Genomic DNA, 26,567 nt, shown 5'->3' with positions numbered 1-26,567 from the left:
TGGTGAACTCCGGACGCTGTGGCGGATGGCGCCGGCCCGTATCATTGCCCGCTTTCGCGCCGCCATTCCCGTTGCGGCCTTTCGTCGGTTCCCACGCTCCATGTCCTCCGGTCTCAACCTCGCCCAACAAGAAGCTGTCAACTACATGCACGGCCCCTGCCTCGTGCTGGCGGGGGCGGGCTCGGGCAAGACGCGCGTGATCACGCACAAGATCGGGCGGCTGATCCAGGCCGGGCTCGAACCCAAGCGCATCGCGGCGATCACCTTCACGAACAAGGCTGCGAGCGAAATGCGCGAGCGCGCCAAGGAGCTGATCGGGCGCGACGCGCGGAAGGTGGTGATCTGCACCTTCCACGCGCTCGGCGTGCGCATGATGCGCGAAGACGGCGCCGTGCTCGGGCTGAAGCCGGCGTTCAGCATCCTCGACAGCGACGACGTGACGAAGATCCTCAAGGATGCGGGCGGCACCACCGATGCGGCCACCGCACGCATCTGGCAATGGACCATCAGCAAGTGGAAGAACATGGGCCTGACCGCGGCCCAGGCCGAGGCCGCCGCGGCCGACGACAACGAGCGCATCACCGCGCGCATCATGGGGCGCTACGAAGAGCGGCTCACGGCCTACCAGAGCGTCGACTTCGACGACCTGATCGGCATGCCGCTCAAGCTCCTGCGCGACTTCGATGAAGTGCGCGCCAAGTGGCAGGCCGCGCTGGGCCACGTCCTGGTGGACGAATACCAGGACACCAACGCCACGCAGTACGAAGTGCTCAAGGCGCTGGCCGGCGAGCGCGGCCGCTTCACCGCGGTGGGCGACGACGACCAGTCGATCTACGGCTGGCGCGGTGCCACGCTCGACAACCTGCGCCGGCTGCCGGTCGACTACCCGACGCTCAAGGTCATCAAGCTCGAACAGAACTACCGCTCGACCAGCGCGATCCTGCGCGCGGCCAACAACGTGATCGGCCCGAACCCGAAGCTGTTCCCGAAGACGCTGTTCTCCGAGCTCGGCGAAGGCGAGCCGGTGCGCATCGTCGATGCCGACTCCGAGGCGCACGAGGCCGAGCGCGCGGTGGCACGCATCGTGAGCCTGCGCGCGGGTGATGCGACCACGCAGGGCAAGCAGTACAAGGAGTTCCGCGACTTCGCGATCCTCTACCGCGCCAACCACCAGGCGCGCGTGCTCGAACAGGCGCTGCGCCGCGCGCAGATCCCCTACAAGGTCTCGGGCGGCCAGAGCTTCTTCGACCGCGCCGAGATCAAGGACCTCTGCGGCTGGTTCCGCCTCTGGGTCAACAACGACGACGACCCGGCGTTCCTGCGCGCCATCACCACGCCCAAGCGCGGCATCGGCCACACCACGATCGCGAGCCTGGGCACATTCGCGAGCCAGTACAAGCTGAGCCTGTTCGCGGCGCTGTTCAGCCCGTCGCTGCCGAGCGTGGTGCCCAAGCGCGCGCTCGATGGCCTGCACGAGTTCGGCCGCTACATCAACGACCTCGAATACCGCGCGCGCCGCACCATGGGCGCCGAGGACTCGCGCACCTTCATGCTCGAGTGGCTCAAGGAGATCGGCTACGAGCAGCACCTCTACGACGGCGAAGACAGCGAGCAGGCCGCGGCCGCGCGCTGGACCAACGTGATGGAGTTCGTCGACTGGATGTCGCTGCGTGCGGGCGGCACGATCGACGACACCTCGGGCGCCGACAGCAACATCGAGACCGAGCGCAAGAGCCTGCTCGAGGTGGCGCAGACCATCTCGCTGCTGTCGACCATCAGCGAGCGCGAGCAGGACCAGAACGTGGTCACGCTCTCGACGCTGCACGCCTCCAAGGGCCTCGAATGGCCGCACGTGATGCTGATCGGCGTGACCGAGGGGCTGCTGCCGTTCAAGCTCGAGGACGACAACGGCCGCCAGCTGAAGGTCAGCGACGAGACACTGCAGCGGCTGCAGGAAGAGCGCCGCCTCATGTACGTGGGCATCACGCGCGCGCAGCACAGCCTGGCGGTAAGCTGGACCAAGAAGCGCAAGCAAGGCCGCGAGATGGTGCCCTGCGTGCCGAGCCGCTTCATCGCCGAGATGGGCCTGGACAAGGCCACCACGCGCGAGGACCCGCGCGAGAAGCTCAAGGCACTGCGCGCCGAGTTCGCGCGCAAGGCCCAGGACAGCGCAGCGGCCGCCGCGGCCGCTGCCGCCGCGCCATGAAGCCGCAGCGGATGCTTGCGCTGTTGGCCGCGGCCGCACTCGCAGCGGGCTGCGCCGCGCCAGGAGCGCCGCCCGGCTGCCCCGCGACCGCGCGCGAACTGCCGGTCGACGCCCTCTACGGCGATTGGCAGGCCCGCTTCGACGGCCAGGCCGGCACGGCCTCGGTGCGGCTCGACCGCCATCCCGAATACGCCGGCGTGCGCGGCACCGTCACGCGCGCCGACGCCTCGGTGGCCCAGCTCGCGGGCGACGTCGACGACGAAGGCACGCTCGCGATCGACGAATCGCGCGACGGCCGCCGCATCACGGGCGTCTGGTCGGGCACGCTCCGGCCAGCCTCGTGCGGCCGCGAGTTCACCGGCACATGGCGCAACGCCGACGACGACAGCACCCATCCCTTCACGCTCACCAAGACGGAACGGACCGCAGAGAAAAAATGAAACCCCTCCCCCATCGCCACCGCCCCCCCTTCACCGCCGGCCTGCTGCTGGTGCCCGGCCTCTTCGCGGCAACGCTTGCCGGCGCGCAGGCCGTCGACAAGCCGGCGAGCCCGCTCGCCGATGCGCAGCTGACCTGGCAGCAGTGCACCGCGCTCGGCACCAACAACGAGGCGCGCCTGGCCTGCTTCGACCGCTGGGCGCAGCAGCAGACGCTGCCGGCGGTGTCGGTGCCGGTGGCACCGCCGGTGCTGGCCAGCACCCAGCCGGGAACCCCGGTGGATGCCTCGATGCCGGCGACGCGCGTGGTCTCGGTCGCCACCAGCGAGGGCTGCCGCGACCGCCAGTACTCGATCCTGTCGCGCTTCTGGGAGCTCGAGACCGGCAGCGATTGCGGCACCTTCGTGTTCCGCGGCTACCGCCCGCTCAACGTGTCCGCCTCGGCCGCCACCAGCAAGCCCGACGTGCCCACCTCGCCGTCCGAAGGCCACACCGGCACGCCCGTGGCCTACCAGGCCCACGAGATGCGCATCGGCCTGTCGGTGCGCACCAAGCTCGCGCAGGGCCTGCTCACGCAGAACGACCCGGCCCGGAAGGACTCGCTGTGGTTCGCCTACTCGCAGCAGTCGACCTGGCAGCTCTTCAACGGCGAGCTCTCGCGCCCGTTCCGCACCACCGACCACGAACCCGAGCTGATGTACGTGTACCCGCTCGACTTCGCCTTGCCCGGCGGCTGGCGCTGGCGCTATGCGGGCGTGGGCCTGGTGCACCAGTCGAACGGCCAGAGCCTGCCGCTGTCGCGCAGCTGGAACCGCGTCTACCTGATGGGCGGCGCCGAGCTCGGCGACCGCTTCAACATCACGGGACGCATCTGGCAGCGTCTCTCCGAGGGTGCCGAGAAGGACGACAACCCCGACATCTCGAGCTACATCGGCCGCGCCGAGGTCACGGGCCGCTGGAACCTCGACCGCGACAACACGCTCGGCATCACCGTGCGCCACAACCTGCGCGACAGCGGCCGCGGCTCGGTGCGGCTCGAATGGCTCAAGGCCATCGGCGACCCGACCAAGAGCAACCTGCGCTTCCACACGCAGCTGTTCCACGGCTACGGCGATACGCTGGTGGACTACAACCGCCGGCGCACCGTGCTGAGCATCGGCCTGAGCCTGGTGGATTTCTAATCGCTTGCACACAGACGAAGGAGCAGATCATGAGTGATGGCGAACTTGCTGCCGTGGACGCCAGGCAGCGCGAGATCATCGCGGCGCTGAACGTGGTGCCGGTGTTCGATGCCGCGGCCGAAGTCGAGCGGCGCGTGACGTTTCTGGCCGACTACCTGCGCGGCACGGGCCTGAAGGCGCTGGTGCTCGGCATCAGCGGCGGCGTCGATTCGCTGGTCGCGGGCTGCCTCGCACAGCGCACGGTCGAGCGCCTGCGCGCCGAGGGCCATGCGGCCACGTTCATCGCGATGCGCCTGCCCTACGGCGTGCAGAAGGACGAAGCCGAGGCGCAGCGCTCGCTCGCGGTGATCGCGCCCGACCGCACGCTCACGGTCGACATCCGGCCCGCGGCCGACGCCATGCTCGCGGCGGTGAAGGCCGGCGAGCTCGGGTTCCGCGACCCCGGGCACGAGGACTTCGTGCTCGGCAACATCAAGGCGCGCCAGCGCATGATCGCGCAGTTCGCGGTGGCCGGCGCGCACGACGGCATCGTCGTCGGCACCGACCACGCGGCCGAGGCGCTGATGGGCTTCTTCACCAAGTTCGGCGACGGCGCGGCCGACGTGACGCCGCTCAGCGGGCTCAACAAGCGCCGCGTGCGCGCGCTCGCGCAGCAGCTCGGTGCGCCGCAGGAACTGGTCTTCAAGGTGCCCACGGCCGACCTGGAATCGCTGGTGCCGCAGAAGCCCGACGAAGACGCTTTCGGCGTCAGCTACGAGCAGATCGACGATTTCCTCGAAGGCAAGCCCGTGGCGGCCGCGGCGCGCGACATCATCCTGGCCACGCACCGCAAGAGCGCACACAAGCGCGCACTGCCGGTCGAGCCGCCGCACGCGGGCTGAGCCCGGCTACCCGCCCGCGCCGCCTGCCTTGGGCGCCAGCAGGCGCTCGAGCAGCGCCGAAAGCCGGTCGACGTCGACCGGCTTCGTCATGTGGGCCTTGAAGCCCACCTCGAGGCTGGTGTCGCGGTCGCTCGCCTGCCCATAGCCGGTGATCGCGATCAGCGCCGGCGGATTGACCAGCTCGGCGCGCAGCCGCCGCGCCACTTCGTGGCCGCTCAGATCGGGCAGGCCGATGTCCAGCAGCACCACGTCGGGGTCCTGCGCCTTCACCGCTTCGATGGCGCTGAGCCCATCGTGCGCGATGCTCGACCGGTAGCCCAGTGCCTCCAGCAGCAGCGCCATGGTCTCCGCGGCGTCCTTGTTGTCGTCCACCACCAGCACCCGCTGCTCGCCCACGGGCCGCGGCTCGGATTCGAGCGTGGTCGCCGGAGCGGGCGTGGCGGGGAACTGCACCACGAACTCGCTGCCCTCGCCGGCCCGGCCGGTGCTGAACGCGCTGACGCGCCCGCCGTGCAGCGTGACCAGCTGCTGCACCAGGCTGAGCCCCAGGCCCAGACCGCCCTGCGACCGGGCCACGTCCTGCTCGCCCTGCACGAACAGGTCGAAGATGCGCTGCAGGTCCTTGGGCTGGATGCCCGGGCCGTCGTCGCGCACGCTGATGTCGGCATCGCTCCCGGCCTGGGTCAGCGACACATGGATGTTGCCGCCGCTCTGGGTGAACTTGGCCGCGTTGTGGATCAGGTTGCTCACGATCTGGATGACGCGCGCGCTGTCGCCGGCGATCCACGGGTCGGCCTCGCCGCGGGGGAAATGCAGGGTCTGCGACTTGCTCGTGATCAGTGGCCGCACCGCCTCGATGGCCTGCGCGACAGCGTCGCGCAGCCGGAGCGGCTTGCTCTCGAGATGGACCTTTCCGCTGGTGATGCGCCCCACGTCGAGCAGGTCGTCGACGAGGCGGGTCATCTGGCGCAGCTGCCGCCCGATGATGTCGCGGGTGTGGAGCACCACGGCCGATTCGGTCTTCTCACGCTTGAGCAGTTCGAGCGCGTTCGAGATCGGCGCGAGCGGGTTGCGCAGTTCGTGCCCGAGCATCGCGAGAAAGTTCGTGACGCGCCGCCCTTCATCCTCGAGCGCGGTCACGCGGCGCCGCTCGGTCAGGTCGCGCGTGACCTTGGCGAAGCCGCGATGCCGGCCGCTCGCGTCGTGCAGCGCGGTGATCACCACGCTGGCCCAGAAGCGGCTGCCGTCCTTGCGCACGCGCCAGCCCTCGTCCTCGAAGCGGCCGTCGCGCAGCGCATTTCGCAATTCGAGTTCAGGCCAGCCGGTGGCAGCGACTTCGGGCGGATAGAACTTGGAGAAATGCTGACCGATGATCTCCGCGGCCTCGTAGCCCTTGTTCTTCTGCGCGCCGAGGTTCCAGCTCACGACGTGGCCGCCCGGGTCGAGCATGAAGATCGCATAGTCCTTCACGCCCTCCACCAGCAGCCGAAAGCGCTCCTCGCTCAGCCGCAGCATCTCGTCCTGCCGGCGGCGCTCGCTCAGGTCGCGGCAGATCAACGAGAAGCCGCGCACCTCGCCGTTGCTGCCGTTCATGCGCGTGATGACGACGCTGGCCCAGAAGCGCGTGCCGTCCTTGCGCAGGCGCCAGCCTTCCTGCTCGACGCGGCCGGCCTCGCGCGCGGTCTCGAGTTCTTGCTCGGGCAGATTCTGGTCGAGCATCTCGCTCGGGTAGATGAGCGAGAAATGGCGTCCGAGCACCTCGGTCGCCTCGTAGCCGTTAAGCAGGCGGGCGCCGTCGTTCCAGCTGATGACGATGCCGCCGGGGTCCAGCACGGCGATGGCATAGTCGACGACCGTATCGACCATCAGCCGGAAGTCGGCGTCGGTCAGAGTGCGTTGGCTCAAGGGGGCACTCCCGCCGCCGAAATCCGTCATTGCGCTTTCTCCTCCAGGGTCCGTGCGTCGGGGCGACAGGCATCCTGCTCGCCATCGTGCAACGGTGGCGTCAATTTAGGCAGGCACCGATGCTTTCGGCGTAGGACAAGGCGCAAATCGCTCTCCACGCGCTTCATGCGCCCGTCGACTCCTGGCGCGGCCACCGTGGGGTGCCGTCGGGCGAAGGCGACCGGGGCGCGGCCAGCATGAAGCGGTTGCGCCCTTCTTTCTTGGCCACATACAGCGCCGTGTCGGCGCGCGCCAGCAGCGAGACGAAGTCTTCCTCGGGCTCCGACACCGCGATGCCGATGCTGGTCGTGACCTGCAGGCTTCGGCTCGGCAGCTCGAACGCCGGCCGCATCGCCGCCAGCACCTTGCCCGCCACGAGTGGCCCGTCGGCCGGATCGGACACCGCCTCGAGCAGAATCACGAACTCGTCGCCCGCATAGCGCGCCGCCATGTCGGTCTCGCGCACGCTCTGGCGCAGTCGCCGGCCGAACTCCTTCAGCACCGCGTCGCCGGCTGCATGGCCCAGCGAATCGTTGATGGTCTTGAAGTAGTCGACGTCGAGGAACAGCAGGCAGACCGGCAGCCCCGAGCGCCGCGAGCGCGCAATGGCATCGCGCAGGTGCTCCTCGAACGAGCGGCGGTTCGGCAGCGCCGTGAGCGCATCCTCGCGCGCCAGTGCGTCGAGCTGCATCTGCTGGCGCTTGAGTTCGGTCACGTCGTTGGCCAGGATGTACAGGCCGACCACCGCGCCTTCGGCGTCCATGTGCGGCAGGTAGGTGGTCTGCAGGATGCGCTCGCCGATCAGCAGGCTGGCGGGCTGCTCGAAGCTCACCACCTCGCCCGCAAAGGCGCGCACGAGGAACGGCTTGCGCTGCAGGTACTGCGCCTCGCCGAGCGCATCGCGCAAGGGGCGGCCCACCTGCGCGTCGGGCTCCACGCCGAGCCAGGTCCGGTACCTGCCGTTGCAGAACACCACGCGCTCGTCGCGGTCGACTTCGGTCAGCAGCGCCGGAACGCCGTCGGTGAGGCCGCGCAGGCGCCGCTCGCTTTCGGCGCTGCGCATCTCGGCCAGCTTGCGTTGCGTGACGTCGAAGGTCATCACGTAGTAGCCGGCGAGTTCGCCGCCGTCGCGCAGGTCGGGCACCAGGTGGCATTCGAAGAAGCCCTCCCTGCCACGCCGCTCGTAGGTGCCCTCGGTGCGCGACGGGGTGCCCTGGAGCACTTTCGCGATCTGCGGCTCGAGCTGGCGGTAGACCGCGTCGGGCAGCGCATCGCGCATCGTCATGCGGCCGATGTCGGCGTGCGTGCGGCCGCGCATCGCGAGCCCGGCCGCATTGGCGAACAGGCAGCGGTCATCGCGGTCGAAGTAGGCCACCACCGCCGGCAGGTGGTCGGTCACGTCGCGCAGGAAGCGCTCGCTCTCGGCCAGCTTCTGCTGCGAGGCCTGGCGCTCCTGCATCAGCAGGTCGAAGGTGCGCGACAGGTCGCCGACCTCGTCCTTCGGCGGCGCGTCCTTCATCGGCGCGTAGTCGTCGGCGGTGCGCGAGACCTGCATGTGCTGGCGCAGCCGCGCGAGAGGCGCAAGCTGCGCGCGCGAGGCGGCGAACGCGAAACCGCCGGCCAGCAGCGTCAGCAGGAAGGTGCCGAGCCAGGCGAAGCGCTCGACCTGCGCAATGCGAGAGAACGCCTCCTCGCGCGGATACATCGCGCCGAGCACCCAGTCGGTCTCGCGGATGCGCTTGAAGGCATAGAGCCCGGGTGTACCGCCGCGGTCGGGCGCCTCGAAGGTGCCCTCGAAGCCCGCGAGCGCGCGCCCGAGCGCCTCGCTGTCGGCGCCGCCGTCCACCGCATGCTGCAGGAGCCGGGACTCGTCGGGGTCGTCGATGACGATGCCGTCGAGACTCGTGATGAACATGTAGCCGCTGCCGCCGAAGCGCACGTTCGCGAGCTCGCCGAGGAAGTTCGTCGCGCTGAGGTTGACGAAGGCCGAGATGACGAAGGCCACCTCCCCCGCCGCGTCGAGCACGGGCTCGGTCATCGCGATCTGCGGCAGGCCGTTGATGCGGTTGCGAAAGGGCTTCGAGATCACGCCGGCCTTGCCCGCCACGGTGCGCTCGAAGTACTCGCGGTCGGCCACGTTGGCCTTGCCGATCTGGTGCGCGCCGTTGAAGTTGGCCACGATCTCCCCCGCGCGGTCGGCGATCGCGATGTTGTCGAAGGTCTCCTTCAGCGCCCTGTGCTGCACGAGGAGATCCTGCAGCCCTGCGGCGCCCTGGAGGCGGTGGGTCTCGATGCTGTCGCCGAAGGTCTTCAGCAGAGTGCGCCGGGCGCGGAACTTCTGGTCCACTGCATCGGCGATCTGCGAGATGCGCTCGAACTCCTCGTCGACGATGGCAGCCTGCATGCTGCGCTTGACCAGGTACAGCGCCGCCGCGGTGACCCCCACCGCCGTGAGGAAGACGAACGCCGCCACGCCCGCCGACATGCGCGCGCGCAGGCTGAGCCGGGGCAGGTGGAAGCGGCGGGCGGGCATGGTCGGGGCTTCGATGTGCTGGGGCGGCGGCCTTCAGCCCGCCATCTCGACGTCAAGCAGCGCTTCGAACTGCGCGAGCGGCACCGGCCTGCTGAACAGGTAGCCCTGGCACAACATCTCGACATGCGCAGCCTGAAGGAACGCGAACTGCGCCTCGGTCTCGACGCCTTCCGCGACGATCTCGAGGTCGAGGTTGCGCGCCATGCCGATGATGGCCTGGATGATCATCTGCACCTTCGGGTCGACGCCGACCTTCTGCACGAAGAACTTGTCGATCTTGATCTGGTTGAGCGGCAGCTGCGTCATGTACGAGAGCGACGAATAGCCGGTGCCGAAGTCGTCCATCGAGAAGCGCACGCCCAGCGCCGCGAGCGCCTGCATCTTCTCGATGGTGTCGGCCACCTTCTCCTGCAGCAGGGTCTCGGTGAGCTCGAGCTCCAGCCGCGTCGGGTCGGCGCCGGTGCGGTGCAGCACGTCGCGCACGCGGTCGACGAAATCGTCGGTGCGGAACTGGCGCGCGCTCACGTTCACCGCGAGCCGCAGGTGGCTGCGCTTGGGGTCGTGGCGCCAGCACTCGAGCTGCCTGCAGGCGGTCTCGAGCACCCACATGCCGATCGGCACGATGAGGCCGGTCTCCTCCGCGAGTTCGATGAACCCGCCGGGCTGCACCAGGCCGCGTGCCGGATGCTCCCAGCGAATCAGCACCTCGGCGCCCACGATGCGGCCGTCGGCCGCGACCTGGCTCTGGTAGTGCAGCACGAACTGCTCGCCCTGGATGGCCGCATGCAGCTCGCTCTCGAGCGTCGCGCGCGCGGTGATCGCCGTCTGCATCGCCGTCTCGAAGAAGCGCAGCGCATTGCCGCCCGCGGACTTGGCGTAGTACATCGCGATGTCGGCCTGCTTGAGCAGGTCTTCGAGCGACTGGTTCGCGCCGCTGAAGACCACGGCGCCGATGCTGCAGGTGCTGTGGTACTGGTGGTCGTCGAGCTGGAACATGCGGTTGATGCTCGCGAGCACGGCCTCGCCGACCGCATTGGCCTGCATGGCCGCCACGGCGCCATCGTCGCTCAGGTTCTCGAGCAGCACCACGAACTCGTCGCCGCCGAGCCGCGCGACCGTGCCGCCTTCGCTCAGGCAGTCCTGCAGCCGCACGGCCACCTGCTTGAGCAGCGCATCGCCGGTGGCGTGGCCGAGCGCATCGTTGAGCGTCTTGAAGTCGTCCAGGTCAAGGAACAGCAGCGCACCATGGCGCGACCGCCGGACGTTCGCGTCGACCGTGGACTGCAGCCTGTGCAGCAGCAGCCGGCGGTTCGGCAGGCCGGTAAGAATGTCGTAGAAGGCCAGGTGCTCGATCTCGCGTGCGGCCAGCTTGGCCTCGGTGATGTCGCGCAGGATGACGATGAATCGCGCGGCGGCGCCCTCGCCGATCAGCTTGCGCGAGACCGAAATCTCGAACCAGGTGGTGCCGCGTGCCGCGCGGTTCTCGAACTGCCGCCCCGACGAGAAGCCGGTTTCGAAGGCATCGCGCAGCGCCACCATCACCTCGGCGGCGGCATTCTTCGGCAGCAGGTCCGACATCAGCTTGCCCACCGGCTCGCGCACCTTGATCGACGGCTTGGGGCGGCGCGGCGAATGGAAGCGGTAGCAGCGGCCGTCGATGCCGGCTTCGAGCAGCACGTCGGGCAGCGCGTCGAGCGTGGCCTGCAGCTGTGCCTTGCCCTCGAGGATGTCGGCGACGTGGCGCTTCTTCTCGGTGACGTCGCGGTAGACGCACACCATACCGCCGTCAGGCGTGGGGCTCTTCACCTCGAGGATCACCTGGCCGTTGAGCATCGTGAGCTCCTGGTCGTTCTGCGCGAGCAGGTGACGGGCGTTCTCCTCGTCGATGCGTTCGAACGGCACGAGCGGCGCGAGCTGGGGCTCGGCCCACGGGAAGTAGTCGACGAAGCGGCGGTTCCAGGTGACGACGCGGTCCTGCGGGTCGAGCAGCACGAAGCCGTCGACCATCGATTCGAGCGCCTGGTCGAGCGTTGCCTTCGAGCGCACCAGCTCCGTGCGGGCGCGCCACTGGCGCCGCAGCTGCGTCATGGCGAAATAGCCGATGCCGAGGATCAGCAGCGCAAAGGCCAGCGCTGCGCTCATGATCACGTTGCGCTCCCGGCGCCAGCCCTCGAGCGCCGCGTCGAGCGGAATGCTCGCGACGATCACCAGGTTCCGGTAGAGCCCGGGACGCGCCGCCACGATGGCCGGCTTGCCGCCGAGCCGCGACGTCATGCGCCGGGGGTGCCCGTCGCTCGCCTGCTCGGTGAGGATCGGCATCAGTGTCCGGCCGGCCAGGTCGTCGCGCGGCGGAATGCTGGCGAGCAGCCGGCCGCCCTCGCGCTCCAGCGTGACCTCGAGCCCCCGGATGCTGGCGCCCTGCGCAAGCACGGTGGTGAGCATGGAGACCTGCACCTCGGCCACCGCGACCAGCCTGCTGCCGTCGTCCAGGCGAAGCACGCGCGCAAAGAACAGCACCTGCTGCGAGGTCGTCGGGCTCACCGTGGGCGTGCTGATGGCGAGCATCGAGCCGGGCCGGTCTAGGATCTCCTTCAGAAAGCGCTCCGGCAGATGCACGGTCAACCCCGCGCCCCGGCGGTCGGACGAACCCACCACCGAGCCCTCCGGCGTCAGAAAAGCGACGTACCGCACCAGCAGGCTCTGGCGCACCACGTTCTCGATCAGCTGCGCAGTTTCCGGCTGGGCGATGTCGCGCGCCACGGTGGCCTCGTTCGACTTGCGCAGGAACTGCCCGAATCCCGCGAGCAGCACGTCCACCCCGAGCAGCCCGCGATTGAGCGCCGCTTCCGAGGCGTTGATGAACTGCACCGCATGCGCCTCGGCCTCGCCGATCGCCCTTTCGCGCAGCTGCCAGGTCATGAAGCCCGCCACCGCTACGACGGCCATGAGGAACAGCCCCGCCACGCCGACGACGAAACTGGTGATGCGGCTGGGCAGCGGCTTGTTCACTGGCCGACTGGCGCCTTGATGCCGACCAGGGGGCCGATGGTCTGCTGCCAGACCTCGACGCAGGTCCCGCCACAGCGCTGCAGCCATTTCGGCAGCACGGTGCCGGCAAAGATCTCGCGCCGACGCTTGTCGTCCTCGGCCGACGGGCGGGCCTCGACCATCGCCCCCTTGCTGCCCGAGGTGCAGGCGTCCGCGCCCGTGTTGCAGGCGATGCCGTGGCCGGTGTCGCGCTCCGACTCGCGCCAGACTTCCGCCTCGAGCTTCGGCAGTTCTCGCCGCAGCAGCGCCTGCAGCTCGGGCGGCAGCGTGCTCCATGCGTCGGCGTTGGCGCCGAACACCGCGATGCCCCAGCTGAGGGGCATGGTGTAGAGCGACTGGGTCACCTTGTGCAGCCCCAGCGCATTGCCTGACATCGCGCCCGTGATGGCGCACTGGGTGTTCTCCGACTGGATGTTGGCGATGACCTCGGTGAATTCGGTGAACACCGGCACCGCACCGAGCGCGCGGACGAAGTCGGCCTGGGTGTTGCCCGAGACGCGCACGCGCCGTCCCGCCAGGTCGGACAGCTGCTTCACGGGCTGCCTGCAGAAGATCACCTGGGCCGGATAGGCGTACACGGCCAGCAACTCGACGCCGTGCCGTTCGCGCAGCGTGCGTTCGAGGTACGGCCGGAAAGCAGCGACGACCCGGCGCAGCGTGCCCATGTCGGGATTCAGGCCCGCGATGTCGGGTGCCCCCAGCTCGGGGTACTCGTTGCTGACCTGACTCAGCAGCGCGGTGCCGAACGGGATCACACCGATCCGGATGAGATTGAGCATCTCCTGCCCCGGGACGCCGGCCTGGTTGAACGCAACGATGGACGCGTCGTATTTGCCGTTGCTCAGCCGCCGCAGATCCTCGTTCCAGAAGCGCGCCTCGTGGCGCGTGTACTGGTTCAGGCCGCCCAAGCCGCCGACGATGCGCAGCCGCACAGGGGCGGACGCGGATGCCGGCACAGGCGCGGGCGCAGACGGCTGCGCCCCGCTGCTCGTCGCCGCGATAGCCAGAAAGAGAGCGGCAACATGCACCCCGAGGGTATGCCGCCAGGCCAGAGGTGCTGCGCCGGACTTCATCGCCCGGATCATGATGCCGAAAAGTGCTTCAAGTCACAATTTTTTTACAGAATCACCGATTTTCCGCCAGCGGCGGTCGACACGCACAAATGCATGTTGCGTCCAGGGCACGGGCCTACCATCGACAGGCCTGAATTTCCGTTGCGCACCGCCCCCCTTCCGATCCCCCGCACGCACGCACGCCGATGTCCGCGCCCGACCTTTCTTCCCGCCAGCTGCGCGCCTTCATGGCGCTGGCCGACCAGCGCAACTTCACGCGCGCGGCGCAGACCTGCCACCTGTCGCAGCCTGCGTTCAGCGCCCTGATCCGCACGCTCGAGCAAACCCTGGGCGCGCGCCTGTTCGACCGCGACACCCGCAGCGTGCAGCTCACGCCCGAGGGCCGCCTGTTCGAGCCCTCGGCGCGCCGGCTGCTCGACGACATGCAGGACGCGATCGGCGACCTGGCCGACCATGCCGAGCGGCGCAAGGGCCGCGTGAGCATCGCGGCCCTGCCCTCGCTCGCGGCGGGCTGGCTGCCGGCCGTGCTGTCGGAGTTCATGCAGGCCTGGCCGGGCATCACGGTCGAGCTGCACGATGCGCTGTCGGACGCCTGCATCGCCCAATTGCGCAACCACCAGGCCGACTTCGCGCTCGCCGCCACCGGTGCCGGCGCGGCCGCGGCGAGCGACCTGCGCGGGCGCAAGCTCTGCGACGACCGCTTCCACCTGGTGTGCCGCAAGGACCATCCGCTCGCCACGGTGTCGCGGCTCACCGCCAGGCAGCTGGCGCCGTGGCCCTTCATCCAGATGGCACGCAACAGCAGCGTGCGCCAGTCGCTCGATGCCGCGCTGCATCCGCTCAGGCTCAACGCGGTGTTCGAGGTCGAGCACCTGGCCACCGTCATGGGCCTGGTGGAGGCCGGCATCGGCATCAGCGTGGTGCCTGCGCTCACGCTGTTCCACTTCCGGCGCGACACGCTCGTGACCCGGCCGCTGCCGCTGCCCGGCCTGACGCGAACCATCTACCTCGTGCAGCGCCGCGAAGGCAGCCTGTCGGTGGCGGCGCAGACGCTGCACGACCTGATCCTCGCGCGCATGTCCAGCCTCGGCTGAGGCGCGGCCAAAAAAGAAACGGCCCCGAGGGGCCGTTTTCTTTGGCGCGCAGCCAGCAGCGGCTGCGTTCGTGCCAATTACTTCTTGGCCTTCTTGGCGGGCGCGGCAGCCTTCTTGGCCGGTGCGACAGCCTTCTTGGCCGGTGCGGCCTTCTTGGCGACGGGCTTGGCCGCAGCCTTCTCGGCCTTGCGCTTCGCAGCCTTCGGGTCGATCGCGGCCTTGAAGGCAGCGCCCGGCACGAACTTCGGCACCTTTTGCGCGGCGATCTTGATCTTGGCGCCGGCTTGCGGGTTGAAGCCGGTGCGTGCGGCACGGGCCACTTGCTTGAAGGTGCCGAAGCCGATGAGCTGCACGGGGTCGCCCTTCTTCACGGCGGCGATGATGGAACCGGTGACGGTCTCCAGGATGCGGGCGGCTTCTGCCTTGCTGACGTTGTGGGCGGTGGCGATCTTTTCGACCAGTTCGATACGGTTCACTTGAAATTTCCTTTGGTTTGTTCTCGTCATGTTGCCAATGACGGCGCAGCGCTGGACACGGCTGCAAGCGGCGCGGAGTGTAGCGCACGCGCGCTGCGGACCTCGCGCGGAGGCCCTTCGGGCGCTTGACATTCACACCATGTCAAGGTGGAGACTGGCGTTCTTCCGCAGCAGGAGCACTCGAATGAACGGTACGCACCACCACGATCACCACGATCATCGCCACCACGGCCCGCAAGCACACCGCGAAGCGCCGGCCGAGGCCGCGGCCGAGGGGACGGTCTACACCTGCCCCATGCACCCCGAGGTCCGCCAGGATCACCCGGGCAACTGCCCAAAGTGCGGCATGACGCTCGAACCCGAGATGCCGAGCCTGGACGAGGACGGCGACGGCAAGGGCGACCCGGAACTGCGCGACTTCCAGCGCCGCTTCTTCTGGACGCTGCCGCTCACGGTCGCGGTGGCGGTGCTCGCGATGGCCGGGCACCGCCTGCAGTGGTTCGACATGGCCACGCAGAGCTGGATCGAGCTGGTGCTCTCGGTGCCGATCGTGCTGTGGGCGGGTTGGCCCTTCTTCGTGCGGGCCGCGCAGTCGGTGGCGCACCGCAGCCCCAACATGTGGACGCTCATCGGCCTGGGTACCGCTGCGGCCTTCGCCTACAGCGTGGTGGCCACGATGGCGCCGCAGGTGTTTCCCGCGTCGTTCATGTCGATGGGCCGTGTGGCGGTGTACTTCGAGGCAGCGGCGGTGATCGTCTCGCTCACGCTGCTGGGCCAGATCCTCGAACTCAAGGCGCGCTCGCAGACCTCGGCCGCAATCAAGTCGCTGCTCGGGCTCGCACCCCGCACGGCGCGGCGCATCGGTGCCGACGGCACCGAGGAAGACATCCCGATCGCGCATGTGCATGTCGGCGACCGCCTGCGCGTTCGCCCCGGCGAGAAGGTGCCGGTGGACGGCGTGGTGGTCGAGGGCGAGAGCGCGGTCGACGAATCGATGCTGACCGGCGAACCGCTGCCGGTAGGCAAGCGCGCCGGCGACAAGCTCATCGGCGCCACGCTCAACACCCACGGCGCGCTCGTGATGCAGACGGAAAAGGTCGGCTCGCAGACGGTGCTCGCGGGCATCGTGCAGATGGTGGCGCAGGCCCAGCGCTCGCGCGCGCCAATGCAGCGCATGGCCGACCACGTGGCGGGCTGGTTCGTGATGGCCGTGATCGGCATCGCGGTGGCGACCTTCTTCGCCTGGGGCTTCCTCGGGCCGGCGCCGAGCTGGACCCACGGGCTCATCAATGCGGTGTCGGTGCTCATCATCGCCTGCCCCTGCGCGCTCGGCCTGGCCACGCCGATGTCGATCATGGTGGCCACGGGCAAGGCGGCCACCCGTGGCGTGCTGTTCCGCGACGCGGCCGCGATCGAGAACTTCCGCCGGGTCGATGTGCTCATCGTCGACAAGACCGGCACGCTAACCGAAGGCCGGCCGCGCTTCGAACGCACGGCGGCGGCTGCCGGCTTCGGCGACGACGAGGTGCTGCACCTCGCGGCCAGCCTCGACCAGGGCAGCGAGCATCCGCTTGCGCATGCCATCGTGGCGGCGGCGCGCGAGCGCGGCCTGCGGCTCACCGCGCCCGACGGCTTCGATTCCGAAAGCGGCATCGGCGTGAGCGGCAGCGTCGAGGGCCGCCGGCTCGCGCTCGGCAACACGGCGCTGATGGACCGGCTCGGGGTGGCGGTCGATGCGCTCGAGCCGCAGGCCGAAACGCTGCGCCGCGAAGGCGCGAGCGTGATGTTCCTCGCGGTCGACGATCGCCTCGCCGGCCTGCTCGCGGTGTCCGACCCGGTCAAGGCCACCACCGCGGAGGCGCTCGCGGCGCTGCAGGCCTCGGGCCTGCGCGTGATCATGGCGACGGGCGACGGGCTCACCACGGCGCGCGCGGTGGCGTCGAAGCTGGGCATCGGCGAGGTGCACGGCGAAGTCAAGCCGGCCGACAAGCTGGCGCTGGTCGAGCGGCTGCAGCGCGAGGGACGCATCGTCGCGATGGCGGGCGACGGCATCAACGATGCGCCCGCGCTCGCCCGGGCCGACGTCGGCGTGGCCATGGGCACCGGCACCGACGTGGCGATGAACAGCGCCCAGGTCACGCTGGTCAAGGGCGACCTGCGCGGCATCGCCGAGGCGCGCAGCATCTCGGAGCAGACCATCGCCAACATGAAGCAGAACCTCGGCTTCGCGTTCCTCTACAACGCGCTCGGCATTCCGCTGGCCGCGGGCGTGCTGTTTCCGTTCACGGGCTGGCTTCTGTCACCGATGGTGGCGGCGCTTGCGATGAGCCTGAGTTCGGCCTCGGTGATCGCGAACGCGCTGCGCCTGCGCGGTGCGAGGCGTCCAGGGTGACCGCGCACGCAGCCGTCGAACCCGGCCTACAGACAGGGGGCGCCGTTCGGTGCATGTTGACGCCATGACACAGCCCATCGAACTCATCGTCGAGGAGCCGGCTGTCGGCTCCTATGTCTGGCGCCTGCTCGAAACGGATGCAAACGGAGGCAACCCCCGGGTGCTCCGCGACGCCTTCGATCCCGCGGACACCTACGAAGCCGCGCTCGCCGCGGGACAGCGCGCACTGCAGAGCGAGATCCGTCGCCGCACCGCGCCAGCGCACTCCGGCTAGGCGGCTACGCCGTCAACCCGACGGCGCGCATCACCCAGCGAAAGGCCAGCGCGACGAGCGCGAGGCTGCCCACGCTCGCGAGCCAGATCGCGAACAGCCAACCGAAGCGGCGCAGCCAGCGGCGCTCAGTGGTAGCCATCGCCGTGGCGCACCTTGCCGCGGAACACCCAATAGCTCCACGCGGTGTACATCAGGATCACGGGAATGATCAGCAAGGCGCCGACCAATGCGAAGCCCAGGCTCTGCGGTGGGCCCGCGGCCTGCCAGATGCTGATGTCGGGCGGGATCACGTTGGGCCACAGGCTGATGCCGAGCCCGGTGTAGCCGAGGAACAGCAGCGCCAGCGTGAGCACGAACGGCGCCGCATGACCTTCGCCGCGCAGCGTGCGCAGCAACTGCCATGTGACGAGCGCCACCAGCGTCGGCACCGGCGCGAACCACAGCAGGTTCGGAAAGCTGAACCAGCGCGCCGCGATCGCCTCGTGCGCGAGCGGGGTCCAGATGCTGATCGCGACGATCACGGCCAGCATGAGCCAGGCCAGCGGCCGCGCGAGCGTGCGCATGCGCGTCTGCAGCCGGCCCTCGGTCTTCATCACGAGCCAGGTCGCGCCGAGCAGCGCATAGGCCGCCACCAGCGCGGCGCCGGTGAAGAACGAGAACGGCGAGACCCAATCGAACGGACCGCCCGCATAGTTGCCGTCGACCACCGGCAGCCCGTCGAGAAAGGCGCCGAGCGTCACGCCCTGGAAGAAGGCCGCGGTGACCGAGCCGCCGATGAAGGCATGGTCCCACCAGCGCCGCCGCCCGGGGCGCGCCTTGAAGCGGAACTCGAAGGCCACGCCGCGGAACACCAGCCCGACGAGCATCAGGATCAGCGGCAGGTAGAAGGCGCTGAGGATCACCGCGTACGCGAGCGGAAAGGCCGCCAGCAGCCCCGCGCCGCCGAGCACGAGCCAGGTCTCGTTGCCGTCCCAGACCGGCGCCACGGTGTTCATCAGAACGTCGCGGTCTTCCTTGGCGGGCAGGAACGGAAAGAGGATGCCGATGCCGAGGTCGAAGCCGTCCATCACGACGTACATCATGATGCCGAACAGGATGATGACGGCCCAGATGAGGGGGAGATCAATGCCCATGGCGGCCGTCCTCGGTGGTGTGCGCCGCGCTGGCGGCGGCGTGGTCTTCTTCCTCGGCTGCGGCCGACAGCGGTCGCGCGGGGGTGCGCGGTGCGCCCGGTCCGCCGCGCGGCGGTCGCTCGGCCTCGTCGCCGGCGGGGCCCTTGGCGATCAGCCGCAGGCCGTAGGCCGTGCCCGCGCCGAACACCACGAAGTACACCACCACGAACAGCAGCAGCGTGAAGCCGACCTGCGCCGTCGAATGCTGCGGCGACACCGCATCGGCCGTGCGCATGAGGCCGTAGACGATCCAGGGCTGACGCCCGATCTCGGTCGTGTACCAGCCCGCGAGGATCGCCACCAGCCCGGCCGGCGACAGCGCGAGCGCGAAGCGAAGGAAGCCCCGCTTTGCATAGACGCGCGCGCCGCGCCGCAGCCAGAGGCCCCAGAACGCCAGCGCGATCATCAGCACGCCCAGGCCGACCATGACGCGGAAGGTCCAGAACACGATGGTGGAATTGGGCCGGTCCTCGGGCGCGAAGTCTTTCAGCGCGGGAATCTGCCCGTCCCAGCTGTGCGCGAGCAGCAGGCTGCCCGCGCGCGGTATCTCGATCGCGTAGCGCGTGGTCTCGGCCGCCATGTCGGGCCAGCCGAAGAGGATCAGCGGCACGCCCTCGCCTTCGGGCGTGCGCTCCCAATGCCCCTCGATGGCGGCCAGCTTGGCGGGCTGGTACTCGAGCGTGTTGAGCCCATGCTGGTCGCCGATGACCGCCTGCAGTGGCGCCGCGGCGAGCAGCATCCACAGCGCCATCGACAGCATGGTGCGCACGCGCGTGTTGTCGTTGCCGCGCAGCAGGTGCCAGGCCGCGGCGCCCGCCACCATGAGCGCGGTCGCGATGTACGAGGCGACCACCGTGTGCGCGAGCCGGTACGGGAACGAGGGATTGAAGATCACCATGAACCAGTCGACCGGCACCACGCGCCCGTCGATGATCTCGTGGCCCTGGGGCGTGTGCATCCAGCTGTTGGAGGCCAGGATCCAGGTCGCGGAGACCAGCGTGCCGACCGCCACCGCGAGCGTGGAGACGAAGTGCAGCGCCGGCCCCACGCGCTCGCGCCCGAACAGCATCACGCCGAGGAAGCCCGCTTCGAGGAAGAAGGCCGTGAGCACCTCGTAGGCGAGCAGCGGCCCGGTGACGCCGCCTGCAAAGCGCGAGAAGTTGCTCCAGTTGGTGCCGAACTGGTAGGCCATCACCAGCCCCGACACCACGCCCATGCCGAAGGCCACGGCGAAGACCTTGATCCAGAACTGGTAGAGGTCGATGTAGACCTCGCGCTTGGTGCGCAGCCACAACGCCTCGAGCACCGCCAGGTAGCTGGCCAGCCCGATGGTGAGCGCCGGAAAGATGATGTGGAACGAGATCGTGAAACCGAACTGGATCCGCGCGAGCAGGAGGGCATCCATGCAGCTGTACCTTTCCGTGAACCCCGACGGCCGCCACGACAACAACATCGCACGCGGCCGCGCAGGGCGCGGGTTCACCGGAAGGCGGCGTAGGCGAAGGTCGCGTCCGCTCCGGCTCCGGATGGACGCGATTCTTCGCCCCCTGCGCGGATCGCGCAAGGGACAAATCGACTCACTCCATGACGGGCGCGTGCAGTTTCAAGGCCCGGTCCAGGCGCGCCGCGCGCAGGCCGCGGGAGCGCATGAGGTACCACGCCGCCGGCACCACGAGCATGCTCAGCAGCGGCGCGGTGACCATGCCGCCCACCATCGGCGCCGCGATGCGCGTCATCACCTCGGAGCCGGTGCCACTGCCCCAGAGGATCGGCAGCAGCCCCGCCATCAGCACCGCAACCGTCATCGCCTTGGGCCGTACGCGCTGCACGGCGCCCTCGCGGATCGCCTCGAGCAGCGTGTCGCGGTTCATCGGTTCGCCGGCCTCGAGGCGCCGCGCGAGCGCGTTCTGCAGGTAGACCAGCATCACCACGCCGAACTCGGCCGCCACGCCCGCGAGCGCGATGAAGCCCACCGCCGTGGCCACCGAGACCGCGTGGCCCATGGCCCACACCAGCCAGAAGCCGCCGACCAGCGAGAACGGCACCGCCGCCATCACGAGCGCGGCATCGCCGAACGAGCGGAACAGCAGATAGAGCAGCACGAAGATCACCGCGAGCGTCAGGGGAACGACGAGCTGGAGCCGCTCGGTCGCGCGCTCGAGGTACTCGAACTGGCCCGACCACGACACCGAATAGCCCGCGGGCAATTGGACCGCCTTGTCGACCGCGGCCTGCATCGCGCCGACGACGGAGCGCAGGTCGCGGCCGCGCACGTCCACGTACACCCAGCCCGAGAGCCGCGCGTTCTCGCTGCGCAGCATCGGCGGGCCCTGGGTGACCTCGATCTTCGCGACGTCGCCGAGCAGCAGCTGCGCGCCGCGCGGCGTCACGAAGGGCAGGTCGCGCAGGCGCTCGAGCGAATCGCGGAATTCGCGCGGGTAGCGCACGTTGATCGGATAGCGCTCGCGCCCCTGCACGACCTCGCCGACGTTGTCGCCGCCGACCGCGGTGGCGACCACGGCCTGCACGTCGGCCACCGAGAGCCCGTGGCGCGCGGCCGCGAGCCGGTCGACCTCGACGTCGATGTAGCGCCCGCCGATGAGCCGCTCGGCCAGCGCCGACGACACGCCGGGCACGTCTTTCACCGCGGCCTCGATCTGCGTGGCGATCGCGTCGATGGTGGCCAGGTCGGTGCCCGCCACCTTGATGCCGACGGGACTCTTGATGCCGGTGGCCAGCATGTCGATGCGGTTGCGGATCGGCGGCACCCAGACGTTGGTGAGCCCCGGCACCTTCACCGCACGGTCGAGCTCTTCCACCAGCCGCTCGGGCGTCATGCCTGCGCGCCATTCCGAGCGCGGCTTGAAGCGGATCGTGGTCTCGAACATCTCGAGCGGCGCCGGGTCGGTGGCGGTGTCGGCGCGGCCGGCCTTGCCGAACACGCGCTCGACCTCGGGCACGGTCTTGATGAGCCGGTCGGTCTGCTGCAGCAGCGTGGCCGCCTTCGAGACCGACAGCCCCGGCAGCGCCGACGGCATGTAGAGCAGGTCGCCCTCATCGAGCGGCGGCATGAACTCGCCGCCGAGCCGCGACAGCGGCACCGCCGTCGAGGCCAGCAGCAGCGCAGCCATCACGAGCGTGCCCTTGGGAAAGCGCAGCACGAGTTCGAGCACGGGCCGGTAGGCGGCCATGAGCACACGGTTCACCGGGTTCGAGGCCTCGTGCGGAATGCGACCGCGCACAAGGTAGCCCATGAGCACCGGGATCAGCGTGACCGACAGGCCCGCGGCCGCCGCCATGGCGTAGGTCTTGGTGAAGGCCAGCGGCGAGAACAGCCGCCCCTCCTGCGCTTCGAGCGAGAACACCGGCACGAACGACAGCGTGATCACCAGCAGCGAGAAGAACAGCGCCGGCCCCACCTCGACCGAAGAATCCGCCACGAGCCGCCAACGCTCGGCCGCGTCGGGCACGCGCCCCTCGGCGGCCTCGAAGGCCTCGATGTGCTTGTGCAGGTTCTCGACCATCACGATCGCGCCGTCGACCATGGCGCCGATCGCGATCGCGATGCCGCCGAGCGACATGATGTTGGCATTGACGCCCTGCCAGTGCATGACGATGGCCGCGGCCAGCACGCCGATCGGCAGCGCCACCACCGCCACCAGCGCCGAACGCAGGTGGAACAGGAACACCGCGCAGACCAGCGCGACGACGATGAACTCTTCGACCAGCTTGCCGCGCAGGTTGTCGACGGCACGGTCGATCAGGAGCGAGCGGTCGTAGGTGGTGACGATCTCCACGCCGGGCGGCAGGCCCGGCTTGAGCGCTTCGAGCCGCGCCTTCACGGCCTCGATGGTCGAGCGCGCGTTCTTGCCCGAGCGCATGATCACCACGCCGCCTGCGACTTCGCCCTCGCCGTCGAGCTCGGCGATGCCGCGGCGCATCTCGGGGCCGACCTGCACGCTCGCCACGTCGCGCAGCAGCACCGGCGTGCTGCCGGCCAGTGCGATCGGGATGGTGCGGAAGTCGTCGAGCGAGCGCAGGTAGCCGCGCGAACGCACCATGTACTCGGCCTCGGCCGCCTCCACCACCGAGCCGCCCGCGGCCTGGTTGGCCTTCTGCAGCGCCTCGACCACGGTCTGCTGCGCGATGCCGAACGCGCGCATGCGGTCGGGGTCGAGCACCACCTGGTACTGGCGCACCATGCCGCCGATGCTCGCGACCTCGGCCACGTCGGGCACCGTCTTGAGCTCGAAGCGCAGGAACCAGTCGTTGAGCGCACGCAGCTGGCCGATGTCGCGCGTGCCGCTGCGGTCGACCAGCGCGTACTCGTAGATCCAGCCCACGCCCGTGGCGTCGGGGCCGAGCGCCGCGTTCGCGCCCGCGGGCAGCCGGCTCTGCACCTGGTTCAAATATTCCACCACGCGCGAGCGCGCCCAATAGGGATCGGTGTCGTCGTCGAACAGCACGTAGACGAAGGAGTCTCCGAAGAACGAATAGCCGCGCACCGTCTTGGCGCCGGGCACGCTGAGCATGGTGGTGGTCAGCGGATAGGTGACGAGGTCTTCGACCACCTGCGGTGCCTTGCCGGGGTACGGCGTGCGGATGATCACCTGCGTGTCCGACAGGTCGGGCAGCGCGTCGAGCGGCGTGTGCACCACCGACCACCAGCCGGCCGCGACGAGGAAGGCGGTGGCGATCAGCACCAGGAAGCGGTTGCCGACCGACCAGCGGATCAGGGCCGCGATCATCGCTTCTCTCCCTCGGGCGGCGAAGCGGCGGGCGCCGCCATGTTGCCAAGCACCGAACGCAGCCGCGCCTCGGAGTCGATCAGGAACTGGCCGCTGGCCACCGCCTGGTCGCCCTCGGCCAGGCCCGACAGCACCTCGGTGTCATCGCCCGCCTCCATGCCCAGCGTCACCTCGCGCGGCGCGAAGGCGCCGCTCGCATTGCGCACGATCACGACCGCGCGCCGCCCGGTGCGGATCACCGCTTCGGTCGGCACCACGAGCCGGCTGACGGACGGCCCCGACAGCGCAAGCCGCAGCAGCATGCCGGGCACCAGGCGCCCGCTGGTGTTGGCGACCTCGAAGCGCGCTTTCAGGGTGCGCGAGGCCGGCTGGATCTCGGGCAGGATCTCGTCGAGCGTGCCCTCGAAAGACTGCGATGCGTCGGCCTGCAGCGTGGCGGTGGCCTTCTGGCCACGCGCGAGGCGCACCGCCTGCGCTTCGGGAATCTCGGCCACCGCCCACACCTTGCCGAGGCCGGCAATGCGGAACAGCGTCATGCCGGGCGTGACCGCGGCACCTTCACGCACGCCGAGCTCGGCCACCACACCGTCGACCGGCGCGGCGATCACGTAGCGCGCCTGCGCGGTGCCGGCCTTCTCGCTCTGCCGGACCAGGTCGGCCGGGATCGACAGGGCCTGCAGGCGCTCGCGGGCCGCCGCGACCAACTCGGCCGGTGCACCCGCGCGACGCAGCGCGAGCCACTCGTTCTGCGGCGCGAGCCAGTCGGGCGCGAACACCGTCGCGAGCGCCTGGCCCTTTCGCACGCGCTCCATCGGCGCGCGCACCGAAAGCCGCTCGACATAGCCGGCCACCCGGGTCTGCACCGCGGCGACAAGGCGCTCGTCGAACTGCACCGTGCCCACGGCATCGAAGGTCGACGCCTGCTTGACGCGCCGCACCTCGGCCACCCGGATGCCGAGGTTCTGCTGCACGGCGGCGCTGATCTTCACGCCGCCCTCCGCGTCGCCGTTGTCGGCATACATGGGCACCAGCTGCATGTCCATGAACGGCGACGGGCCGGGCTTGTCGAAGCGCGGGCCGGGCACCATCGGGTCGTGCCAATAGAGCACCTTGCGTTCGTCCGGCATGGCAGCGGCTTCGGGCGCTGCGGCAGCGGCCATCGGCGCCTCCGCGGGCGGGGCGGTGCGGCGGCCCAGGTAGAAGGCGCCGCCCGATGCCAGCAGCAGCACGCCGACGAGCGACAGGCCCACGACGCGGTTGCGCTTGCCGTTGGGTTGGTTCTGGTTGTCTTGGGTGTTCATTGCGCCTCCTCGGCATCGATCGGCCAGAAGGCCAGTTGGACCTGGGTTCTCGCGAGTTCGCGCTCGAGCGCAAGCAGCCGGCGCCCGGCCTCGACCTCGGCATGGCGCGCCTCGAACAGCGCCGCGAGGCTGCCCTGGGCGCCCCCGTAGGCCGCGGTGGCCGCGGCGATGCGCTGCTGCGCCGGAGCCAGCGCGGCCGTGCGGTAACGCGCGATGCGCTGCCGCAGGCGCTCGGCATCGGCCTGCAGCGTGCGGTATTCGGTACGCGCCGCGCGCACCGCTTCGGCCAGTTCGGCCTCGGCCTTGCCAGCCAGTGCCAGCTTGGCCGCGGTGTCGCGGTCCTGGCGCTCGGCGGGCGCGAGGCGCAGCGGAATGTTCACGCCCACCGACACCATGTCGGCGCGTCCGGAACGCTGGCCGTAGGCGAGTTCCCAGGTCCAGTTGGGTGCGCGCTCCGAAGCGGTGGCCGCCGCCTTGCGCGCGGCCACCTCGGCCTCGCGCCGCATCGCGGCCACGGCCGGGTGCCGCGCCACATAGGCCTCTTCGGCGAGGGTCGGCAGGACGCCCGGCGCCGCCAGCGCATCGGGCGGCACGCCGGTCCAGCGCTGCAGCGCGATGCGCGCGGCGTCCTGCCGCTGCCGGACTTCGGCCACGCCGTCTTCCGCCCCGCCGCTCGCCACCGCGAGCGCCAGCACCTCCTGGCTGCTTGCCGCGGCCGAGGCGAGGCGCGCGCGCGAGGCCTCGACGGCTTCATGGGCGTGGTGCTGGGCCAGCATCGCGAGCTTCAGCGTCTCGCCGGCATAGAAGGCATCGACATACGCGAGCGCGGTCTGCAGCCGGGTAGCGGCGGCGGCCGCCCGCAACTGCACCCGTTCGCGCCCGACCGAGGCATCGGCGGCAGCCTGCCGCGCGGCGCGCTTGTCGGCGGACACCCACTCCTGGCGGATGCCGATGCGCTTCATCGTCATCGGCTCGCGCGCCGTGTGGAAACGGCTGTCGCCCTCGGTGGGCAGGTTCTGCAGCGACAGGCTCAGCGTGGGATCGGGCAATTGGGCCGCGGCATGCGCGGACTCGGTGGCGCTCTGAAGGCCGGCCTCGGCGGCGCGGGCGGTTTCGGAGCGCCGGCTCGCGAGCTGCAGCGCAGCCTCGAGCGACAAGGGTGCGGCCGGCGCAATGCCCGGCAGCAGCGCCACGGCCAGGACGGCCGCGCGCGAAAGAGAAAAGGACATGAAAACTCCGTGGACGAACGAGGCATTCGCCGGCGCGCGAACATGCCGCGCCGGCAACGGTCAGTCGACGGAGGTGTCAGACCCGCAGTCTGCGGGTCGCGAGAAAGACGGGGTCGGGCGGTGGATGTTGCGCCTCGGGCCGCGCCTGTGCCGGCAGCGCATCGCCTTCGGCGGCCAGCACGAGCGGCAGCGCCAGCACCTGCACGATGGCCGGCAGCGACGGCGTGGCGACCTTCACCGGTTCGAAGGACAGCGACATGTCGGCGTCGTACTGGTGGCACAGCACCGGCTGCGCCGTGTCGGTGCCCTGGCAGGGTTCGCCCGAGGCCATCGCCAGTTCCATCGCTGCCGCAGCCTCGGCCTCGGTCGGACAGGCATAGCCCGCCAGCGCCAGCTGTGCGAACAGCAGCGAGAACACCATGAGGAGCATGGTGGCCTGGCGATGGAGGAAGGAGCGGCGTGCGCGCATGGGAGGCCGAAGTGTAACCAAAAAGTGTCTGTTTGAAGCAGCAACGGAAGCCCCCCGCGTTGCCGGGCCCACCGCGCGTGCGATGCTTCCGGTTCCGGGATTTTTTCTT

Annotated in this window: 19 protein-coding genes; 7 read left to right on the top strand and 12 right to left on the bottom strand. The window is 69.9% G+C overall.

Annotated features, from left to right (window positions below):
• Nucleotides 1-100: 100 nt before the first annotated feature.
• The 4 genes from AC3A6R_RS19740 to nadE are packed head-to-tail and all read left to right on the top strand — an operon-like array spanning nt 101 to nt 4,705.
• Nucleotides 101-2,206, top strand: a complete 2,106-nt coding sequence (locus AC3A6R_RS19740; protein ID WP_487865318.1) for an ATP-dependent helicase — start codon at nt 101-103, stop codon at nt 2,204-2,206.
• A complete protein-coding gene (locus AC3A6R_RS19735; protein ID WP_487861855.1) occupies nt 2,203-2,646 on the top strand; it encodes a hypothetical protein in 444 nt (147 codons plus the stop codon). The genes AC3A6R_RS19740 and AC3A6R_RS19735 overlap by 4 nt, the downstream gene beginning before the upstream one ends.
• Nucleotides 2,643-3,824 (top strand): phospholipase A, encoded by a 1,182-nt coding sequence (locus AC3A6R_RS19730; RefSeq protein ID WP_487861856.1) that lies wholly within the window; start codon nt 2,643-2,645, stop codon nt 3,822-3,824. Before AC3A6R_RS19735 ends, AC3A6R_RS19730 begins: the two co-directional genes overlap by 4 nt.
• Nucleotides 3,825-3,853: 29 nt before the next feature.
• Nucleotides 3,854-4,705, top strand: coding sequence for an NAD(+) synthase (gene nadE / locus AC3A6R_RS19725; RefSeq protein WP_487865317.1), 852 nt, complete (start codon nt 3,854-3,856; stop codon nt 4,703-4,705).
• A gap of 6 nt (nt 4,706-4,711) precedes the next feature.
• On the opposite strand, the gene AC3A6R_RS19720 is transcribed toward nadE, so the two are convergent.
• From AC3A6R_RS19720 to AC3A6R_RS19705, 4 genes are all read right to left on the bottom strand, one after another.
• Nucleotides 4,712-6,640 (bottom strand): hybrid sensor histidine kinase/response regulator, encoded by a 1,929-nt coding sequence (locus AC3A6R_RS19720; RefSeq protein WP_487865316.1) that lies wholly within the window; start codon nt 6,638-6,640, stop codon nt 4,712-4,714.
• Between the two features lie 133 nt (nt 6,641-6,773).
• Nucleotides 6,774-9,182 carry a diguanylate cyclase domain-containing protein gene (locus tag AC3A6R_RS19715; RefSeq protein ID WP_487865315.1) on the bottom strand — a complete coding sequence of 803 codons (2,409 nt, stop codon included), beginning with the start codon at nt 9,180-9,182 and terminating at the stop codon, nt 6,774-6,776.
• Nucleotides 9,183-9,215: 33 nt separating this feature from the next.
• Nucleotides 9,216-12,191: a bifunctional diguanylate cyclase/phosphodiesterase gene (locus AC3A6R_RS19710; protein WP_487861860.1), complete on the bottom strand. Its 2,976-nt coding sequence runs from the start codon at nt 12,189-12,191 to the stop codon at nt 9,216-9,218.
• A complete protein-coding gene (locus AC3A6R_RS19705) occupies nt 12,188-13,303 on the bottom strand; it encodes a TRAP transporter substrate-binding protein (RefSeq protein WP_487861861.1) in 1,116 nt (371 codons plus the stop codon). Before AC3A6R_RS19705 ends, AC3A6R_RS19710 begins: the two co-directional genes overlap by 4 nt.
• Before the next feature lie 185 nt (nt 13,304-13,488).
• On the opposite strand from AC3A6R_RS19705, the gene AC3A6R_RS19700 reads away from it, so the two are divergent.
• A complete protein-coding gene (locus AC3A6R_RS19700) occupies nt 13,489-14,397 on the top strand; it encodes a LysR substrate-binding domain-containing protein (protein ID WP_487861862.1) in 909 nt (302 codons plus the stop codon).
• A gap of 77 nt (nt 14,398-14,474) precedes the next feature.
• Here the strand turns inward: AC3A6R_RS19700 and AC3A6R_RS19695 are convergent, their stop codons facing one another.
• Nucleotides 14,475-14,873, bottom strand: coding sequence for an HU family DNA-binding protein (locus AC3A6R_RS19695; RefSeq protein WP_487861863.1), 399 nt, complete (start codon nt 14,871-14,873; stop codon nt 14,475-14,477).
• Between the two features lie 184 nt (nt 14,874-15,057).
• Between AC3A6R_RS19695 and AC3A6R_RS19690 the strand changes: the two genes are divergently transcribed.
• Both AC3A6R_RS19690 and AC3A6R_RS19685 read left to right on the top strand, forming a co-directional pair.
• Nucleotides 15,058-17,265 (top strand): copper-transporting P-type ATPase, encoded by a 2,208-nt coding sequence (locus AC3A6R_RS19690; protein WP_487865314.1) that lies wholly within the window; start codon nt 15,058-15,060, stop codon nt 17,263-17,265.
• A 64-nt stretch (nt 17,266-17,329) separates the two neighbouring features.
• Nucleotides 17,330-17,539 carry a hypothetical protein gene (locus AC3A6R_RS19685; protein WP_487861865.1) on the top strand — a complete coding sequence of 70 codons (210 nt, stop codon included), beginning with the start codon at nt 17,330-17,332 and terminating at the stop codon, nt 17,537-17,539.
• 4 nt (nt 17,540-17,543) lie between these two features.
• Here the strand turns inward: AC3A6R_RS19685 and AC3A6R_RS19680 are convergent, their stop codons facing one another.
• The 7 genes from AC3A6R_RS19680 to AC3A6R_RS19650 form a co-directional block, all read right to left on the bottom strand.
• Nucleotides 17,544-17,678: a DUF2474 domain-containing protein gene (locus AC3A6R_RS19680; RefSeq protein ID WP_487861866.1), complete on the bottom strand. Its 135-nt coding sequence runs from the start codon at nt 17,676-17,678 to the stop codon at nt 17,544-17,546.
• Nucleotides 17,665-18,672: a cytochrome d ubiquinol oxidase subunit II gene (gene cydB / locus AC3A6R_RS19675; protein ID WP_487861867.1), complete on the bottom strand. Its 1,008-nt coding sequence runs from the start codon at nt 18,670-18,672 to the stop codon at nt 17,665-17,667. The genes AC3A6R_RS19680 and cydB overlap by 14 nt, the downstream gene beginning before the upstream one ends.
• The gene (locus AC3A6R_RS19670; RefSeq protein ID WP_487865313.1) at nt 18,662-20,116 is read right to left on the bottom strand and encodes a cytochrome ubiquinol oxidase subunit I; all 1,455 of its coding nucleotides are present in this window, start codon (nt 20,114-20,116) and stop codon (nt 18,662-18,664) included. Before AC3A6R_RS19670 ends, cydB begins: the two co-directional genes overlap by 11 nt.
• Before the next feature lie 172 nt (nt 20,117-20,288).
• A complete protein-coding gene (locus AC3A6R_RS19665) occupies nt 20,289-23,459 on the bottom strand; it encodes an efflux RND transporter permease subunit (protein WP_487865312.1) in 3,171 nt (1,056 codons plus the stop codon).
• Entirely contained in the window at nt 23,456-24,760 is a 1,305-nt protein-coding gene (locus tag AC3A6R_RS19660) for an efflux RND transporter periplasmic adaptor subunit (protein ID WP_487865311.1), read from the bottom strand. The genes AC3A6R_RS19665 and AC3A6R_RS19660 overlap by 4 nt, the downstream gene beginning before the upstream one ends.
• On the bottom strand, nt 24,757-25,989 hold the full coding sequence (locus tag AC3A6R_RS19655) for a TolC family protein (RefSeq protein WP_487865310.1): 1,233 nt from the start codon (nt 25,987-25,989) through the stop codon (nt 24,757-24,759). Before AC3A6R_RS19655 ends, AC3A6R_RS19660 begins: the two co-directional genes overlap by 4 nt.
• A 76-nt stretch (nt 25,990-26,065) precedes the next feature.
• A complete protein-coding gene (locus tag AC3A6R_RS19650; RefSeq protein WP_487861872.1) occupies nt 26,066-26,458 on the bottom strand; it encodes a hypothetical protein in 393 nt (130 codons plus the stop codon).
• Nucleotides 26,459-26,567: the final 109 nt, after the last annotated feature.

The organism is Variovorax sp. Soil_C_19, assembly GCF_057657255.1.
The sequence above is the reverse complement of the archived record's forward strand: the minus strand, read 5'-3'. Positions and strand labels throughout refer to the sequence as shown.